This is a genomic window from Comamonas sp. lk (genome assembly GCF_900564145.1).
GTDB lineage: Bacteria > Pseudomonadota > Gammaproteobacteria > Burkholderiales > Burkholderiaceae_C > Comamonas.
In genome coordinates this window covers 416,604-433,601 of the sequence record NZ_UOOB01000002.1, presented here as the reverse complement: position 1 = coordinate 433,601, position 16,998 = coordinate 416,604, and the positions used below count along the sequence as shown (strand labels likewise).

16 protein-coding genes are annotated in these 16,998 nt (G+C 50.3%); 15 read left to right on the top strand and 1 reads right to left on the bottom strand.

The features are described from left to right. The first annotated feature begins 12 nt into the window (after window positions 1–12). From EAO39_RS22795 to EAO39_RS20720, 11 genes are read left to right on the top strand one after another with little or no spacing between them, the layout of a single operon-like run. Window positions 13–1,281 (top strand): hypothetical protein, encoded by a 1,269-nt coding sequence (locus tag EAO39_RS22795; RefSeq protein WP_162989668.1) that lies wholly within the window; start codon window positions 13–15, stop codon window positions 1,279–1,281. Further along, a complete protein-coding gene (gene wecB / locus EAO39_RS20765; RefSeq protein WP_120971580.1) occupies window positions 1,271–2,386 on the top strand; it encodes a UDP-N-acetylglucosamine 2-epimerase (non-hydrolyzing) in 1,116 nt (371 codons plus the stop codon). The genes EAO39_RS22795 and wecB (EAO39_RS20765) overlap by 11 nt, the downstream gene beginning before the upstream one ends. After that, window positions 2,386–3,678 (top strand): glycosyltransferase, encoded by a 1,293-nt coding sequence (locus EAO39_RS20760; protein WP_120971579.1) that lies wholly within the window; start codon window positions 2,386–2,388, stop codon window positions 3,676–3,678. The genes wecB (EAO39_RS20765) and EAO39_RS20760 overlap by 1 nt, the downstream gene beginning before the upstream one ends. Beyond that, a complete protein-coding gene (locus tag EAO39_RS20755; RefSeq protein ID WP_346427113.1) occupies window positions 3,678–4,829 on the top strand; it encodes an N-acetyl sugar amidotransferase in 1,152 nt (383 codons plus the stop codon). Before EAO39_RS20760 ends, EAO39_RS20755 begins: the two co-directional genes overlap by 1 nt. Continuing rightward, on the top strand, window positions 4,826–5,440 hold the full coding sequence (hisH, locus tag EAO39_RS20750) for an imidazole glycerol phosphate synthase subunit HisH (RefSeq protein ID WP_120971578.1): 615 nt from the start codon (window positions 4,826–4,828) through the stop codon (window positions 5,438–5,440). The genes EAO39_RS20755 and hisH overlap by 4 nt, the downstream gene beginning before the upstream one ends. Before the next feature lie 3 nt (window positions 5,441–5,443). Continuing rightward, window positions 5,444–6,241 (top strand): AglZ/HisF2 family acetamidino modification protein, encoded by a 798-nt coding sequence (locus tag EAO39_RS20745; RefSeq protein ID WP_120971577.1) that lies wholly within the window; start codon window positions 5,444–5,446, stop codon window positions 6,239–6,241. An 8-nt stretch (window positions 6,242–6,249) separates the two neighbouring features. Then, window positions 6,250–7,293: a polysaccharide biosynthesis protein gene (locus EAO39_RS20740; protein WP_120971576.1), complete on the top strand. Its 1,044-nt coding sequence runs from the start codon at window positions 6,250–6,252 to the stop codon at window positions 7,291–7,293. 5 nt (window positions 7,294–7,298) lie between these two features. Next, on the top strand, window positions 7,299–8,429 hold the full coding sequence (locus EAO39_RS20735) for a capsular polysaccharide biosynthesis protein CapF (RefSeq protein WP_120971575.1): 1,131 nt from the start codon (window positions 7,299–7,301) through the stop codon (window positions 8,427–8,429). Window positions 8,430–8,488: 59 nt separating this feature from the next. Beyond that, entirely contained in the window at window positions 8,489–9,619 is a 1,131-nt protein-coding gene (wecB, locus tag EAO39_RS20730; RefSeq protein WP_120971574.1) for a UDP-N-acetylglucosamine 2-epimerase (non-hydrolyzing), read from the top strand. 27 nt (window positions 9,620–9,646) lie between these two features. Beyond that, entirely contained in the window at window positions 9,647–10,825 is a 1,179-nt protein-coding gene (locus EAO39_RS20725) for a glycosyltransferase family 4 protein (RefSeq protein WP_205589455.1), read from the top strand. 3 nt (window positions 10,826–10,828) lie between these two features. Next, entirely contained in the window at window positions 10,829–11,329 is a 501-nt protein-coding gene (locus EAO39_RS20720) for a WbuC family cupin fold metalloprotein (RefSeq protein ID WP_120971572.1), read from the top strand. Here the strand turns inward: EAO39_RS20720 and EAO39_RS20715 are convergent. Continuing rightward, a complete protein-coding gene (locus EAO39_RS20715; protein ID WP_240467148.1) occupies window positions 11,315–12,517 on the bottom strand; it encodes a glycosyltransferase in 1,203 nt (400 codons plus the stop codon). The genes EAO39_RS20720 and EAO39_RS20715 overlap by 15 nt on opposite strands. A 47-nt stretch (window positions 12,518–12,564) precedes the next feature. Between EAO39_RS20715 and argB the strand changes: the two genes are divergently transcribed. The 4 genes from argB to slmA all read left to right on the top strand — a co-directional run bounded on the left by argB (window position 12,565) and on the right by slmA (window position 16,869). Then, window positions 12,565–13,455: an acetylglutamate kinase gene (gene argB, locus EAO39_RS20710; protein ID WP_205589461.1), complete on the top strand. Its 891-nt coding sequence runs from the start codon at window positions 12,565–12,567 to the stop codon at window positions 13,453–13,455. A gap of 177 nt (window positions 13,456–13,632) precedes the next feature. After that, on the top strand, window positions 13,633–14,352 hold the full coding sequence (locus EAO39_RS20705) for a response regulator transcription factor (RefSeq protein ID WP_120971569.1): 720 nt from the start codon (window positions 13,633–13,635) through the stop codon (window positions 14,350–14,352). Window positions 14,353–14,488: 136 nt separating this feature from the next. Further along, window positions 14,489–15,979: a sensor histidine kinase gene (locus EAO39_RS20700; protein WP_120971568.1), complete on the top strand. Its 1,491-nt coding sequence runs from the start codon at window positions 14,489–14,491 to the stop codon at window positions 15,977–15,979. 194 nt (window positions 15,980–16,173) lie between these two features. Beyond that, a complete protein-coding gene (slmA, locus tag EAO39_RS20695; RefSeq protein ID WP_120971567.1) occupies window positions 16,174–16,869 on the top strand; it encodes a nucleoid occlusion factor SlmA in 696 nt (231 codons plus the stop codon). The last annotated feature ends 129 nt before the right edge of the window (window positions 16,870–16,998 follow it).

Genomic DNA, 16,998 nt, shown 5'->3' with positions numbered 1-16,998 from the left:
TAAATGAATTTAATGTCGAGTATTCGATTTTATGGAGTTCAAAATTCTGAGGTGAATGCGATTAAAGTTATAAAAATGAAAAAGTCCAATTTTTTTGAATACCTCTTTGATCCAGAAAATTCATTAATAATTTTCATTTGGGCTATTGGTATCACTTATGGAGTGATACCTTTATTTATTTCGATATTTAGGGAGAATTCTGAATCATTTGGATTTTTATCTGCTATTACTATGGTCAGTATTATGGCGTTGTGGGTAGGAGGTAAAATTAATATTTTTGATTCTAGGTTTTTTAAGCATTCACTTCGGCTGAGCTTGTCTCCAAGAAAATTCGTTTTATTTACTTTCGGTGTATTTTTTATTTTTCTGATAGTGACTTTTTTGACCGCTCCATCTATTCCTATTTGGAGCGCTTTGATGGGTGCCGATAGCAATGAATTGAGTTCGCAAAGAGGAGCCTTTCTCAAAGGTAGAGAGGGCGTTGAGATAATATTATTATATATAAGTACTATTCTTGTAAATACAATTGTACCGTATTCAATTATAGTTTTATTTGTAAGAAAATCAAAACTGCGATTTGTTGCAACTTTTTTGTTTTTTGTTTTTTGCATTAGCTTTATGCAGAAATCATTGTTTTTGAATTGTATTTTTCCAATATTTGCTTTCCTGTCTATAAATAGGAGGTTGCATAGAAAATTCATTACTTTTTTCTTGGGGCTTATTGCAGCCCTTCTTTTGGTGACCACAGCGCTTTCTTTGCGTGGAGAGTCATTAGATCAGAATAGTGGTGGCGATTATTTTTCTGCCACTTATTCACCAAATAGTGCTCTTGATTATTTTTTGTGGAGGTCAATAGCTGTGCCTATTTTTACGGCTACTGATACATTAGTCGTTCATGAAAAAAATTTTCAAGGTGAAAATTTATGGGGTGCCACAAGTAGCTCTATTTCAGCACTATTTGGAATTGAACGTATAAATATTGAAAGGTTTGTTTTTGAACATCAGTTTGGCTCTTGGAACGAAATAGCAAATGCAAATTCAGTTTTTATGATTGATGCATTTGTTAATTTTGGTTGGTGTGGAGTTATAATTTTTGGTGTTTTTGTAGGACAAATTTTTCGATGGTTTCGTTTGTCAAATGATATTGCATTTAAGTCACTTTGGCCAATTTTTGCATTTGTATTATTCTCGGCACCTTTAATAGGTATGCTGTTAAGTAACGGATTTGCATATATGTTATTTCACTCCCTCTTTATACGTGTTCAAAAAGATGCAAATTAAAAATAGACGTACTTCTTTTAAAGTAATTACAGTTGTCGGCGCTAGACCGCAATTCGTCAAAGCGGCAGCACTAAGCCCTTCTTTACGTGCGACGAAAATGATCGATGAAATTATCGTCCATACCGGACAGCATTTCGATCATTCAATGTCCGATATATTTTTTCATGAGATGAATATACCTGCCCCTACAGTAAATTTAGGCGTGGGAGGAGGAACTCACGGGCAAAACACCGGACGAATGATCGAGGGACTTGAAAAAGTATTTTTGGAGCATAAACCAGATGGAGTTTTGGTTTATGGAGATACAGACTCCACATTGGCTGCATCAATTGCAGCCTCAAAATTGGGTTTGTATCTTGCGCATGTAGAAGCAGGGCTTAGATCATTTCGCCGTGCAATGCCAGAAGAAATTAATCGAGTATTGACAGATCATGTGTCGGATGTTCTCTATGCCCCAAGTGCACATGCAGTAGAGTTATTGGCAAAGGAAGGAATTTCGGGAGAAAAAGTTGTTAATGCTGGCGATGTGATGTTTGATGTAGTAAATCGTTTTAGTTCAGTGGCAAAAAATAGCTCGAACGTCCTTGAACGATTGTGCTTGCATCCCCAGGGGTACAATTTGCTTACGTTACATCGCAAGGAGAATGTTGATGATCCCGAAATACTGCGACGTGTGCTAGATGTCATTGGAGTATCGAGACAGCCTACAGTTTTTTTGGTGCATCCACGTACTGCCAAAATGCTGGATCATTTCGAAATTAATGTATCTCCTCTAATTCAGTTAGTTGAGCCTGTCGGCTACATTGACATGATTCGACTCATTCAGAATTGCAGTGTCGTATTAACGGATTCTGGAGGGCTTCAAAAAGAAGCGTATTTTTTGGGGCGGCCTTGCATCACTTTGCGAGATGAGACGGAGTGGACCGAGTTAGTGGATGTTGGTGCAAATATATTGGTTGGTACAGATCCGATTAAAATTGAAAAAGCTGTTGAGTCGATGATATCTTTGAATTCCGTACCATATGGAATTTATGGTCAAGGTAATGCTGCCGATTTAATTTCTCAGGACTTACTTATGCGTCTAAAGAAATTTGGAGAAAATTAATGAATATTGTTCTAATTGCTCATTATTATCCCCCAATTAATAGTTCTGGCGCGAAACGTGCAGAGTCCTTGTCAAAGTATTTCACTGCATTAGGTCATCATGTCACTGTGATCACTACTTGTAAATCCCGGGCCGATGGCGAATTTACGGAGCAGGTGCCACGAGGAGTTAGGCTTATTGAGCTTAATGGATTTGGTAGAGAGCGCTCTTCAATTGATAAGGGTGGATTATTTGAGCCCATGTATTCGGGTAAGCCATCTTGGAAGCGAATTTTAAAAGATAAGGTGATGGCTATTTTTGGTCAGTTGCCGGATCCAAGACTGCCATTTGCAATGTCATTTCTTTCTCCTTGGTTTTCCAAGCAAGCCAAAGATACGATTATAAAAGCAGATATAGTTATTGGTACAACGCCACCGTGGTCGATGGTGCTGGCTGCACTTTTTTGCAAGATTCGCTTTCATAAAGCGTGTATATTGGATTACAGAGACCATTTTAGTGAATGCCATGAAATGCCTGGGGGGCGTTTTTCTAAATGGCTGGAAAAAATTGTGGATCGCTGGCTAGTTAATTCGGCAGACCATGTCGTATGTATATCGGAGCCAATGACTAGGTATTATAAGTCTCTTACTTTAAATGTTGATACCATTCTTAATGGATATGATCATGAAATATTAAATCAGGCACGTGCTGAGAGAGATCTTATTAATGATGGGAAGGTTCGTATACGTTACATGGGTATCGTTTCACCAGGTAGAATTCCACATAATATATTAAAAGCTGTCGTTGAGATTAAGGAGAAATATCCGGAATTTTTTAAGAAGCTACGCTTTGAATTTTTTGGTAATGCCGCACTTCTTGAAAAAATTCTGATTGATGATTACTCCGAAATATCCGGCGCATTTCATTTTTTCACTCCTGTTCGCTACTTCGAATCATTGAAAAAAATTGTTGAAGCGGATTATTTGCTTTTCTCTGAAACATCTTCTAATAAAACGTTAAGTGCTCAGGGTATTTTGACTACAAAATTATTTGAGTATTTGGGTTCTGGTCGTCCAATATTGGCAGATATTTCTAAGCAAACATTGGCGGGAGATTTGTTGTGTAAATGTGGTGAGAGAAATTTAGTTAGTCAATCTTCAGAAGAGATATTTAATTTTATGTCTCAAACATCTTTTTATGATCGTGCTGAAGATGAGTTCTCTCCTCAAATTATGTCTCTTTCTAGAGAGTTTCAAGCAATGAAATATGCAGATTTAATAAATAATATTTCTGCTAATAAGCAGAAATATTAATGGGTGGTCTAATTATGATTAACTATCAGATATGTACCCACTGCATCATGGATACCTCTGACCCTCGTATCAAATTCGACGATCAAGGGGTTTGTGAATACTGCAACAACTTTACAGCCACCATTCTGCCCAATTGGGATACCGGTGCACAAGGCTCTGCGGCTATTGCGCACATGGCTGAGCAGATAAAAGCTGACACAAAGGGCAAAGAGTTCGATGCCATAATTGGCTTGAGTGGTGGTTTGGACAGCTCTTACGCAGCCTATATAGCAGTAAAAAAAATGGGGTTGCGTCCTTTATTATTCCATGTGGATGCAGGATGGAATACTGATCAGGCCGTCGGTAATATTGAAAAATTAGTCGATGGCTTGGGTTTGGATCTTTACACAGAGGTGATTAACTGGGAAGAGATGAAGGATTTGCAGGCAGCATTCCTTAAATCCGGAATTCCAGATCAGGATCTTCCCCAGGATGCATCGTTTTTTTCCTCGTTATACACGTTCGCCAGGAAACATAATATCAAGCATGTGATTACTGGATCAAACTTCTCGACGGAATGTTGCCGTGAGCCTGAAGAGTGGGGCGGGTACTTGGGGATAGACACAATGCTTTTCCATGATATTCATCGTCAGTTTGGTAAGCGTCCGCTGGAAACTTTCCCACTTAAAGATATATTGGTTTACAAGCTGTTTTATCAGAAGATCCTGGGGATGAAGGTTCATCATCCATTGAACCTTGTTCCCTTTGTCAAGAAGGATGCGGAGGATGAACTGGAGCGTTTGTTTAATTGGCAGCGCTTTCAACACAAGCACCATGAATCGCGCTTTACTCGTTTTTATGAGGACTACTGGCTCCCTCGCAAATTCGGATTTCATAAGCGCCGCGCACACTTCTCCAGCCTGATAATGACTGGGCAAATGACTCGTGACGCTGCTCTTGAGCGTATTGCAAAGCCCGAGATGGATGAACATTTTCTGCAGCAGGAATTCGAGTACGTCGCCCACAAGCTGGATCTGACTGTCGATGAATTGCAGCAGATATTCGATGCACCTAACAAGACCTATCGTGACTATAAGAACAAGCGGTGGCTGATTGGCTTTGGGGCCAATGCAATGCGCTGGTTGGGTCTGGAAAAGAGGTATTTCCGTTGATTCGAATCATTGACTATGGTGTCGGGAACATCCAAGCGTTTCTGACCGTGTTCAAACGCCTGGGCTTGGAGGCTTCACGTGCCCGCACTCCTGAGGAGCTGGAGGGGGCTACGCGTCTTGTGCTTCCGGGTGTGGGAGCATTTGACCATGCAATGGGGCTGTTGAATGAATCGGGCATGCGGCCGCGTCTAGAAGAGATGGTGCTGGCGAAGCAAGTGCCGGTGATCGGCATCTGTGTAGGAATGCAGATGCTTGCCAGTGGCAGTGATGAAGGCGAGCTTCCCGGATTGAACTGGGTGCCGGGGCATGTCAAGGCATTTGCATCTACGCCTGAATCAAAGAATTTACCAATGCCGCACATGGGCTGGAATGACATTCAGGTTCGGCCGGGGCATAAGCTATTCAACGAATTTGAGCCAGAGCCGCGCTTTTATTTTCTGCACTCGTACTATTTTGATGCCGATGACAAGGCTGATGTCGCCGCCACTGCAGAATATGGTGTGAGCTTTGACTGCATCGTATCGAAGGGGAACATCCACGGTGTGCAGTGTCATCCAGAGAAGAGCCATCATTTTGGTGCCAGGCTCTTGAAGAATTTTGTGGAGTCTTGAACCATGTTACGTCCCCGCATCATTCCTTGCTTGCTTATACATAAAGGTGGACTAGTTAAAACCCAGCAGTTCAAAGCGCCTAAGTATGTGGGTGATCCCATTAATGCCGTCAAGATCTTCAACGAAAAGGAATCCGATGAGCTGATGGTTATCGATATCGATGCAGCGGTGAACAGGGCTCAGCCCAACTATGCTTTGATTGCAAAGCTGGCGGCAGAGTGTCGCATGCCTCTATGTTATGGCGGCGGGGTTACTACCGCTGAGCAGGCGTCAAGAATTATCGATCTTGGCGTTGAGAAGGTATCTGTCAGTTCCGCAGCTATCTCCGACCCATCGCTGCTCACCCGCATGGCCAACGCGATTGGTCGGCAAAGCGTTGTTGCGGTGCTGGATGTGCGCAAGAAGACGGGATTTTTCAGCAAAGGCTATGAGCTCTGTACTCACAATGCAAAGACCACGCACAAGCTGGATCCGGTCGCTTTTGCACGACAGTTGCAAGAGGCGGGAGCAGGTGAAATTGTGATTAACTCCATCAACCATGATGGTGAGATGAAGGGCTACGACATTGAACTTGCCAAACAGATGCGGGCTGCAGTCAATGTGCCGCTGACAGTGCTAGGAGGGGCGGGCTCACTTGAACATATTGGAGACCTGCTGGGTGCCTGTGGAGTGATCGGTGCTGCGGCGGGAAGCCTGTTTGTTTTCAAGGGGCAGTACCGCGCAGTACTGATTAGTTATCCGACACCACAGCAAAAAGATGCTCTGTGCCGAGAGGCCCTGGGCATGCAGCATAAATCTTGAGTTGAACCATGTTTACTAATAAGACCCTTCTGATCACCGGTGGTACCGGCTCTTTCGGCAATGCCGTACTCAAGCGTTTTCTCGATACGGACATCGCTGAAATTCGCATATTCAGTCGTGATGAAAAGAAGCAGGATGACATGCGCAAGCGCTACAACAGCGCCAAGCTAAAGTTCTACATTGGCGATGTGCGTGACGAACGTAGCGTAGAGCAGGTGATGCGCGGCGTGGATTATGTGTTTCATGCAGCGGCGCTCAAGCAAGTGCCGTCGTGCGAATTTCATCCCATGCAGGCAGTCCGCACCAATGTGCTTGGAACGGAGAACGTGCTGGAAGCCGCAATCAAGGCTGGCGTCAAACGTGTGGTCTGCCTGAGCACCGACAAGGCGGTGTATCCCATAAACGCCATGGGTATCAGCAAGGCCATGATGGAAAAAGTAATGGTCGCGGCCAGTCGTAACCTGGAAGGCTTGGGCACGGTGATCTGCGGCACGCGCTATGGCAATGTGATGGCATCGCGCGGATCGGTGATTCCGCTGTTTGTTCAGCAGGTATTTTTTGGAAATCCCATCACTATTACCAACCCCGCCATGACACGCTTCATGATGACGCTGGCTGACGCGGTGGATTTGGTGCTCTATGCCTTCGAGCATGGCAATAACGGCGATATCTTTGTGCAGAAAGCTCCGGCTGCCACGGTGCAAGTGCTAGCGCAGGCTGTGTTGGAGTTGATGGGAAAGCCTGGCCATCCTGTGCATACCATCGGCACTCGTCATGGAGAAAAACTCTACGAAGCCTTGCTGAGTCGCGAGGAGTTGGCCTGTGCAGAGGACATGGGCGATTACTACCGTGTTCCGCCAGATGGGCGAGACCTAAACTATGCCAAGTTCACAGAGCAAGGTGAGGATCGCCTGACCGAAACCTCCGAGGAAGAGGACTACAACTCGCACAACACCCAGCGGCTGGACGTGGAGAGTATGAAGCACTTGCTGCTCAAGTTGGACTTCATGCAGCGGATTGCGCGTGGGGAATACGCCGAAGCTGAGGAGTAAGCACTGTGAAAAAGGTATTGATCACGGGTGCCAATGGCTTTGTTGGCAAGAACCTGCAACTGCATCTGGCTGGGCGCAAGGATGTACAGGTACTGAGCTTTACGCGTGAGAGCGATGTGGCTCAACTGCCCGGTTTGCTGCAGGAGGTGGATTTCGTTTTCCACCTGGCGGGCGTCAATCGGCCGAAAGACCCGCAGCAGTTCGCTACCGGCAATGCCGAATTGACACAGGTGCTGTGCCAGGCGGTTGCGGCGGTGGCCGCAGAGACGGGGCGAAAGCTCCCCGTGGTGTGCACCTCGTCCATCCAGGCGGCGCTTGACAACCCCTACGGGCAGAGCAAGCGCTCGGCCGAGGATGCGCTGTTTGCCCTGCAGCGCACGGCAGGCGTGCCGGTGCATGTCTTCCGTTTGCCCAATGTCTTTGGCAAGTGGTGCAAGCCCAACTACAACTCTGCCGTGGCGACGTTCTGCCACAACATTGCGCGCGATCTGCCCATTCAGGTGAATGATCCTGAGGCGCCATTGACATTGGTCTACGTGGACGATGTTGTTGAGCGCTTCATGCAGCTCATGGACGGTGCGGATGCCATGGTCGATGCCGATGGCTTTGCTGCCGTGACGCCGCAATACACCACGACTGTGGGTCAGCTCGCCGCCCTGATACAGGCCTTCAAGGATAGCCGTGGCACGCTGATGACCGAGCGGGTAGGGACGGGCTGGATTCGGGCGTTGTATGCCACTTATATCAGCTATCTGCCTGTGGAGTCTTTTACCTACACTGTGCCTCAGCATGGGGATCCGCGAGGTGTTTTCGTGGAGATGCTCAAGACACCGGATTGCGGTCAGTTCTCTTTTTTCACGGCGCACCCCGGCGTGACGCGCGGAGGGCATTACCACCACACGAAGACCGAAAAATTCCTCGTGATCAAAGGACAGGCGCGTTTCAAGTTCCGCCATATGCAGACAGGTCAAGCCCATGAGCTTGTCACCAGCGGTGACAAGGCTGAGATCGTGGAGACAGTGCCAGGTTGGACGCACGACATCACCAATATCGGCTCTGACGAAATGATAGTCATGCTTTGGGCAAACGAGGTATTCGACCGCGCTCGGCCGGATACCTTTGCTTGCCTGCTGTAACCAGCTTCTCTGAGCGTCCGGTGAGCCTGGGCGTCAGAACCCCTTCTTCCAGATTCCAAATGAAAAAACTCAAAGTCATGACCGTGGTCGGTACCCGGCCTGAAATCATCCGTCTTTCCCGTGTGTTGGCTCGCCTGGACGAGAATTGCGAGCATGTTGTGGTGCATACGGGTCAAAACTACGACTATGAGCTGAACCAGATCTTCTTTGATGACCTTGGCATTCGCAAGCCGGATCACTTCCTGAACGCTGCGGGCGGCAGCGCTGCAGAGACCATCGGCAAGATCATTGCCGCCATGGATGCCGTGTTGATAGCCGAGCAGCCCGAGGCGCTGCTGGTGCTGGGTGATACCAACAGTTGCTTGTCGGTGATTCCTGCCAAACGACGCAAGGTCCCGATCTTCCACATGGAGGCGGGCAACCGCTGCTTCGACCAGCGTGTTCCTGAGGAGACCAATCGCCGCATCGTGGATCACACGGCTGATATCAATCTCACCTACAGCAGCATTGCGCGTGAGTATCTGCTGCGCGAAGGCCTGCCACCGGATCAGGTGATCAAGACCGGTAGCCCAATGTTCGAGGTGCTGACGCATTATCGCGAGCGTATCGATGCCTCCGATGTGCTACAGCGGCTGGGACTGCAGCAGGGAAACTTCTTCGTGGTCAGCGCGCACCGCGAAGAGAACATTGAGTCCGACCGCAATTTCAGCAAGCTGGTACAGGTGCTCAACAAGGTGGCCGAAGTTTACGGTTTGCCCGTGATCGTCTCCACGCACCCACGCACTCAGAAGCGGGTGGAAGCGATGGGAGCACAGTTTCATTCCTCGGTGCAACTGCTCAAACCGCTGGGCTTCACGGATTACAACAAGCTGCAGTTGTCTGCGCGGGCGGTGCTTTCCGACAGCGGAACTATCAATGAGGAATCGTCCATTTTGAACTTTCCGGCCCTGAACCTGCGCGAAGCCCATGAGCGTCCGGAAGGCATGGAGGAGGCTGCTGTGATGATGGTGGGTTTGGAGGTGCTGCGGGTGCTGCAGGGGCTGGCGATTTTGCAGAACCAGCTACGGGGCGACAAACGACTGTTGCGCCAAGTGTCTGACTACAGCATGCCGAACGTAAGCGACAAGGTAGTCCGTATCATTCACAGCTATACCGATTATGTGAATCGGGTGGTATGGAAGAAATACTGAGACTGGTCGTGAATAATGAAAATAGCCTTGATCGCTGACACTTTTCCTCCCTTGCGAAATTCCGGGGCAGTGCAGTTAAGGGACTTATCGCGTGAGTTTGTTGCTCAAGGCCATCAATTGACGGTCATTCTTCCATCATGGGAGATTAAGGAGGACTTTCTTCTTGAGGAAATGGAAGGTTTCCAGGTCCTGAGGCTGAGGTCCCCAAAAACCAAGGACGTCAATTACGCGAGAAGAACACTGTCAGAATTTTTGATGCCATTTTTCATGAAAAGGGGCTACAAAAAGACCCCTTTGTGTGACGAAAAATGGGATGGGATTGCTTGGTATGCTCCTTCCATATTTCATGCTCCTTTTGTCAATTACTTGAAAAAATCCAGCGATTGTAAAGGTTATCTGATAATAAGAGATATATTCCCTGAATGGGCTGTTGATATGGGTCTGATGGGTAAAGGGATTGTTTACCGCTTCTTCAGTGCAGTGGCCCGCTATCAATATTCTGTGGCTGATGTCATCGGCGTTCAAACTCCTGGAAATCTTTCATATTTTGAAGATTGGAAGACGAACAAGAGGAAAAATCTAGTTGTTCTTCAGAACTGGCTGGCAGATACGAAGCCAGATAGTTGCTCGATATTTATTAATAGGACAACTCTGGCGGGGCGAAAAATATTTGTTTATGCGGGAAATATGGGCGTCGCTCAGGGTATGGACATCCTGATAGATTTGGCAGATAAACTTAAAGATCGACGCGATATTGGGTTTTTGTTTGTTGGTCGTGGCAGTGAGGCAAAAAGGCTTGCCGATGAAGCGAGTAAAAGGTCTTTGAATAACATAGAATTCAAGGATGAGATTCATCCCGATGAGATTCCTGCGCTTTATGCACAATGCTCCGTAGGTATTGTTTCTTTGGATCAGAGGCACAAATCCCATAACATTCCAGGAAAATTCCTTTCCTACATGCAAAGTGGTATTCCCGTTCTGGCAAACATCAACCCTGGAAACGATCTTGCGGAGATCATAAGGGGCGAAGGTGTTGGTGTAGTTTGTGAGAATGCTGATATCCTGGATCTGGAGTGCAAAGCCAAAGCCTTGATCAATTCTGTCGAGACGGATGCCTATTTCGAAAAGAGATGCAGGGCCGTATATGAAAGAATGTTTTCGCCTTCGCAGGCTGTCAGGAAAATTGTCCAGGAACTGGAAAGCTAATATATGTCGGTACGAGTTTTCTCTGAGGATTTGATGAGCTTATTGATAGATGAGGCCGAAGCCAATCCTAGAAGACGAAAGCATAAGAATCTGCATGCTGACTACCAAGAGGCATGCCAGCGGTTCTTCAATGCGATTGAGCCCGATAGCTATCTAAGGCCTCACTACCACGGACCCTATCAGGGGGCAGAAACCTTGATTGCCATCAAGGGCTTGCTGGCTTTCATGGTTTTTGGAAGCGAAGGTGAAGTGCAGGCAGTTCACCTATTCGGCGCGAGAAATCACGCAGATGAGCCGGGCGTGGCCGTGGGGGTCGAGGTTCAGCCGGAGCAATGGCACACAGTTATTTCACTTGAAAGTGGCTCTATATTGCTCGAAATAAAGGGTGGCCCATTTGATCCTGAAGCTCCGAAGTACTTCGCCCCCTGGGCCCCCGAGGAAATGACACAAGAAGGTGAAATTTATCTGGAAGCCTTGAAGAAGCACGTTTCACTTCCTGGGTAGCCATCTAAAGAATGCCAGCTTTCGATAGAACATCAAGTAGCATAAAAAACTAAATATGAAAGATGCAGCAGTCAAAAGCTTGCTTTGGTAAGTCATGACCGCCAATGAACAAGGGATTGTTGCATAAATCCAGAGAAATGGGGCGGTCAACCCATTTTGCATTGACTTTGAAAAATTGGCAAATATCTTTCGTGCCCAGCGTTTGTTGGCTAGAGAGTGTAGATGAAAGAAATCCGGCTCAGTTGGACTATACCCTTCGCGTAAGGCTCTTCGTAAAATACTAAAGCCTACTTCGATAATTGGGTACGAGCAAATCAGAAGGCTAGTCCATGGCGAAACGGAATGATTCCGCTCCGGGAGCAGAACGGCAATCCAGGCCAGCGTAAATCCTAGAAAATAGGCGCCACCATCACCTAAAAATATTTTTCCTTTGGGCCAGTTGACAAAGAAGAAGCCTGCAACGGCACCTGCAATAATCAGGCAAGTGAATGCAAGCGGGATATCTCCTACCTGCCTTGCGATAACGCCGAATGCCGCCAATATAATCAATGCAGTGCCCGCCGTCAGGCCATTTAGTCCATCAATGATATTGATGGAGTTGGCAACGCCGCCTACAGCGATGGCGGTAAAGATGACGGATATAACGGTAAAACTCAGCAAAAAATCAATGCCAGGAACATCGACATGGGTGAGTGATGTACCTGTAATTCCCCAACCTAAAACACCCGAGGCCATGGTGGCGAGAAGGCGGATTTTTACGGAAACTTTTTTAGTCAAATCCTCCAAGAGGCCAAAAATAAAAGCAGGGATGCCAGCCATCAAAATGGCGCTAAGAATCATTCTCTTTTCTGCTGCTGCAGGGTCATGGCTGGAGGCGGCGAAGCCTGCAAAGACGCCTATTGCAATACCTATACCACCAATTCTCGGAGTTGGGGTAGTGTGAATTTTTTGAACCCCGTTACTCGAATCCATGGAGAGGCTACCATGCCATTTTTTCGTAAAAACTAAGAATAGACATGTGGCAAATGATGCAAGCAGAGCAATAAATGCGTCATATCTTATTAATTCAAAAAATGAAAATTGACTTGAGAACATGTGGCTTTTCGTGGTGGAACTAACTTGCTGGCCTGACGGCGGCCACGGGGTCCGTTCGAACTGCAATGGTAATTGCGGCACAATGCGGTCCATCTTTATTGATCATTGTCCCACGTGACTGAGCATTAGCACCCATGACCATCGACCCCATCACCCACATCGCCCCCCGCGACAAAGCCGAAATTCTGGCGCAGGCACTTCCCTATATTCGCAAGTTCCATGGCAAGACCATGGTGATCAAGTATGGCGGAAACGCCATGACGGACCCTGCCTTGCAGGCCGACTTTGCAGAAGATGTGGTTCTGCTCAAGCTGGTCGGTATCAACCCGGTAGTGGTGCACGGCGGCGGGCCGCAGATTGAGGCGGCACTGGGGCGTCTGGGCAAGAAGGGCGAATTCATCCAGGGCATGCGCGTGACGGATGAAGAGACCATGGAAGTGGTGGAGTGGGTGTTGGCTGGCGAGGTGCAGCAAGATATCGTGGGTCTGATCCATCAGGCCGGCGGCAAGGCTGTGGGCCTGACGGGTCGTGACGGCGGGCTGATTCGTGCCAAGAAGCTCAAGATGCTGGATAACAAGGATCCGAGCATCGAGCATGATGTGGGCCAAGTGGGCGATATCGTGGCCATTGATCCCAGCGTGGTGAAGGCGCTGCAGGACGATGCCTTCATCCCCGTCATCAGCCCCATTGGTTTTGGCGAGGAAAACGAGAGCTACAACATCAATGCCGACGTGGTGGCGAGCAAGCTGGCGACGGTGTTGCAAGCTGAAAAACTGGTGCTTTTAACCAACACTCCCGGCGTTCTGGACAAGGCCGGCAAGCTGTTGACCGATCTGACAGCGCGAGAAATTGATGGTTTGTTTGCCGATGGCACGATTTCCGGCGGCATGCTGCCCAAGATTTCGGGCGCTTTGGATGCTGCCAAGGCCGGCGTGAATGCGGTGCACATCATTGATGGCCGCGTGCCGCATGCCATGTTGTTGGAGATCCTGACCGATCAAGCCTACGGCACCATGATTCGCAGCCACTGAGTTTTGGTTTAGCTGTCAGGCCCTGACGCAGGGTGCTAGCCCGAGGTGAGCACTTGCGGAACGCGTTACGATCCACTACTGTCGCGCGAGGCCTTTATTTGAGTGCGGTCCTGTCATCAGGTCCTGCAGCAAGCCGCCTTCGGGCGGCTTTTTGTTTTTTGAGCTAGGTAGGACTGTATGCGTTTGCTTCTGGTGGAAGATGATGTGATGGTGGCCAGCGGTATCAAGCTGGGTCTTTCTGATGCTGGTTACGCCGTGGATTGGGTGGGCAGCGCCGAGCGTGCACTGGAGGTGCTGGCTTCCGAAGCTTTTGATGTGGCGGTGATCGATATCGGCTTGCCGGGGATTAACGGGCTGGAGTTGACTCGCCGCTTGCGCAACAGCGAGATGGAGAGCAAGGCCATGCCGGTGCTGATTCTCACGGCGCGCGATGCCTTGCAGGACCGGGTACAGGGCCTGGATCTGGGTGCGGATGACTATATGGTCAAGCCCTTCGAGTTGCCCGAGCTGCTGGCGCGCCTGCGTGCCCTCATGCGTCGCTCGCAGGCAGCGACGTCCGCTGTGCTGAATTTTGGCTGCATAGAGCTCGATACCGCAGGCCGCCGGGCCGGTGCCCGCCAGGCGCAGCAAGACGGCGAGAGCGAAGGCAAGCTCTTGCCTATCGACCTGGGCCCGCGCGAATGGACGGTGCTGGAGTATTTGCTGCTCAATGCCCCCAAGCCGGCCAGCAAGGACAAGCTTTTGCAGGCCTTGACCGGCTGGGATCGCGAAATCACGCCCAATGCCGTGGAAGTCTATGTCTCGCGCCTGCGCAGCAAGCTGGAGCCTCATGGCGTGGCGCTGCGCTCCATTCGCGGCTTTGGCTACCGACTGGAGCTGATGCCTGAAGCGGGCTGATAAAAGTAAAAGTAATAGCTGCTTGCGTATGCATTGTTTTGATTGTGAAATCAAACAAGATTGAAATCGTTTCAATGAATGCGCATGCTGCTATGGTTTTTATAGTTTCTGTGCATTTTTCTCACGACTTGGCGCCATGACCGCGAATCTGCGTTTACGCCTGCTGGTGCTGCTGTTGGTGCCCCTGGTTTTGCTGGCACTTATGGGCGGCTGGTTCAGTTACAGCTCGGCAGATGCAGCGTCCACCCAGCACGACCAGCGCCTGCTGCGTCTGCTGCCAGCCTTGGCAGACTCCGTGCTGGCCCCCTCGATTGCCGAAGGCACGCCGCCTCTGGTATCACTGGCGCCTTCGGTGGAGGATTTCCTGCGCGGTCAGGGCGACGAGGTGGGCTATGCCATCGGCGATCTGAATGGCAACGTGGTGGCCGGCGATACCTGGATCAAGTTCGACGTGCCCGGTACTGCGCTGGCCGAGTTTCACAGCCAGGAGCATGACGGCGTCACCTACCGGGTGGGCGTGCTCAAGGCCGAGACCTATGGCGCGGGCGAGATGGTGGTGATGCTGGCCGACAGCTCCGATGTGCGCCAGCAGTGGGTGCGCCAGCTGCTCATGCATGTGCTGCTGCCCAACCTGCTCTTGATTGCCGGTGCCGCCGTGGCGATTTACTGGTCGGTGAGCCGAGCCTTCAAGCCTTTGCACAAGCTCACACAGGCCGTGGAGCGCCGCTCGCCGCGCGATCTGAGCCCGATTGACGAGACAACCTCGCCCGAGGAAGTGCGGCCGCTGGTGCACTCGCTCAACCGCTTGTTCTCCCTGGTCAATGCCCAGGCCGAAGGTCAGCGCCGCTTTGTGGCCGATGCGGCCCATCAGCTGCGCACCCCGCTGGCTGCGCTGCAGGCCCAGGTGGAAGCCTGGGCGTTGAGCGGGCAGGAGGCGCAGCGCATTGCCAAGCGCACCGGCGCAGAGGCTCAGGTGGTGCTCAGCGTGGCGCAGATCGAGCAGTTGCGAGACGCCACGCGTCGCACCTCGCAGCTGGCGCGCCAGCTGTTGGCTCTGTCGCGGGCCGATGCTCGTAATGCGGAGATGCAGCCGATTCAAAAAGTCGAGCTCAAGGACTTGTGCGAGAGCATGCTGGAGCTATTCATTGATAGCGCTTCCAACAAGGGCCTGGATTTCGGTTTGGAGGTTGAGCCGGTGTGTGTCTGGGGTCACAGCTGGCTGCTGCGCGAGTTGGTCTCCAACCTGGTGGAAAACGCCATCAAATACACGCCCGAAGGCGGCAGCGTCACCTTGCGTTGCGGCCAGCGCCAGACGCCGCTGGGCACGGATGATTCCGTGCTTCTGGGTCTGCCTGGCGTCAGGGGCTGGGCTTTTGTGGAAGTCGACGACGATGGCCCGGGCGTGCCCGAGGCCGAGCGTAGCCAGATCACCCAGCGCTTTTATCGGGCCCAGGGTGTGGTGGGCGAAGGCACGGGTCTGGGTCTGGCGATTGCCGACGAAATCGCGCAACTGCACCAGGGTGCGCTTAGTTTTGATGAAGCAAGCAGCGGGAAAGGTTTGCTGGTCAGACTTGAGTTGCCGATTCAAGCTCCAGCGGAGAGCACTGATGATGGCAAGGTGCTCTAGGAACGGGTATTTCTCGGTTAACCTTGAAGATTGGTGAGAGCGGCGGTTATCCAAGGGCGGCGGGAGCATTGCAAATCAGTTGCAAGCAAATTTCCAATGAGCTTGGCTGCCTGACAACCTGCCGACAGAGGGGCAGCTTTGTGCTTATCGGCGCAACAGGCTGTGAGAAAATTGTTATAAATATTGAATCGCCTATGTCTGAGTCTGAAGTTCTGTCACCCGTATCCAATCCTGACAATGCAGCGGAGGACTTGTCCGCAACTCCTGCCATGGCCCCGGCTCGCAAACGTCCCAAGCCTGGCGAACGTCGCGAGCAAATCCTGCAGGCTCTGGCCGCCATGCTGGAAAAGCCCGGTGCCGATCGCATCACCACGGCTGCGCTGGCTGCCCATTTGGGCGTGAGCGAAGCGGCTTTGTACCGTCACTTCGCCAGCAAGGCCCAGATGTTCGAAGGCTTGATCGAGTTCATCGAGCAGTCTGTGTTCACGCTGGTGCAGCAAATCGTGGGCCGCGATGTACCCGACGCGCCGCATGACGCCATCGAAGGCGCGCGCAATGCCAACCGCGTGATTGCTCTGCTGCTGCAGTTCGGTGAGAAAAATCCCGGCATGGTGCGCGTGATGGTGGGCGATGCCATCGTGTTCGAGCATGAGCGTCTGCAAGCCCGCATGAACCAGTTCTTTGACCGTATCGAATCCACGCTGCGCCAGTGCCTGCGCCCTGCAGCCGGAGCCATGGGCTCGGCCGCGCCTACGGCCGAGGCCTCGGTGGCTGCCAGCGTGCTGGCTTCGTTTGCTCTGGGGCGTTTGCAGCGTTATGCACGCTCGGGCTTCCGCCGCCTGCCTACCGAACATCTGGATTCCAGTCTGGCCATGATGGTGGTCGTGTAAGCCGCAAGCGCTTCATGTCTTTCAAAAACGCCGCAGCCGCAAGGTTGGCGGCGTTTTTTCATGGCGGATCAAACAGCGGTGTGACGTCGGCTGGAGTGGCTGAAAGCAGGTAGGGAGCGGGAAAACCAG

Coding starts and splice junctions, on each gene's coding strand:
- EAO39_RS22795 (WP_162989668.1), top strand. CDS start 13: ATGTCGAGTATTCGATTTTATGGAGTTCAAAATTCTGAGGTGAATGCG.
- wecB (WP_120971580.1), top strand. CDS start 1,271: ATGCAAATTAAAAATAGACGTACTTCTTTTAAAGTAATTACAGTTGTC.
- EAO39_RS20760 (WP_120971579.1), top strand. CDS start 2,386: ATGAATATTGTTCTAATTGCTCATTATTATCCCCCAATTAATAGTTCT.
- EAO39_RS20755 (WP_346427113.1), top strand. CDS start 3,678: ATGGGTGGTCTAATTATGATTAACTATCAGATATGTACCCACTGCATC.
- EAO39_RS20745 (WP_120971577.1), top strand. CDS start 5,444: ATGTTACGTCCCCGCATCATTCCTTGCTTGCTTATACATAAAGGTGGA.
- EAO39_RS20740 (WP_120971576.1), top strand. CDS start 6,250: ATGTTTACTAATAAGACCCTTCTGATCACCGGTGGTACCGGCTCTTTC.
- wecB (WP_120971574.1), top strand. CDS start 8,489: ATGAAAAAACTCAAAGTCATGACCGTGGTCGGTACCCGGCCTGAAATC.
- EAO39_RS20720 (WP_120971572.1), top strand. CDS start 10,829: ATGTCGGTACGAGTTTTCTCTGAGGATTTGATGAGCTTATTGATAGAT.
- EAO39_RS20715 (WP_240467148.1), bottom strand. CDS start 12,517: ATGGACCGCATTGTGCCGCAATTACCATTGCAGTTCGAACGGACCCCG.
- EAO39_RS20705 (WP_120971569.1), top strand. CDS start 13,633: ATGCGTTTGCTTCTGGTGGAAGATGATGTGATGGTGGCCAGCGGTATC.
- EAO39_RS20700 (WP_120971568.1), top strand. CDS start 14,489: ATGACCGCGAATCTGCGTTTACGCCTGCTGGTGCTGCTGTTGGTGCCC.
- slmA (WP_120971567.1), top strand. CDS start 16,174: ATGTCTGAGTCTGAAGTTCTGTCACCCGTATCCAATCCTGACAATGCA.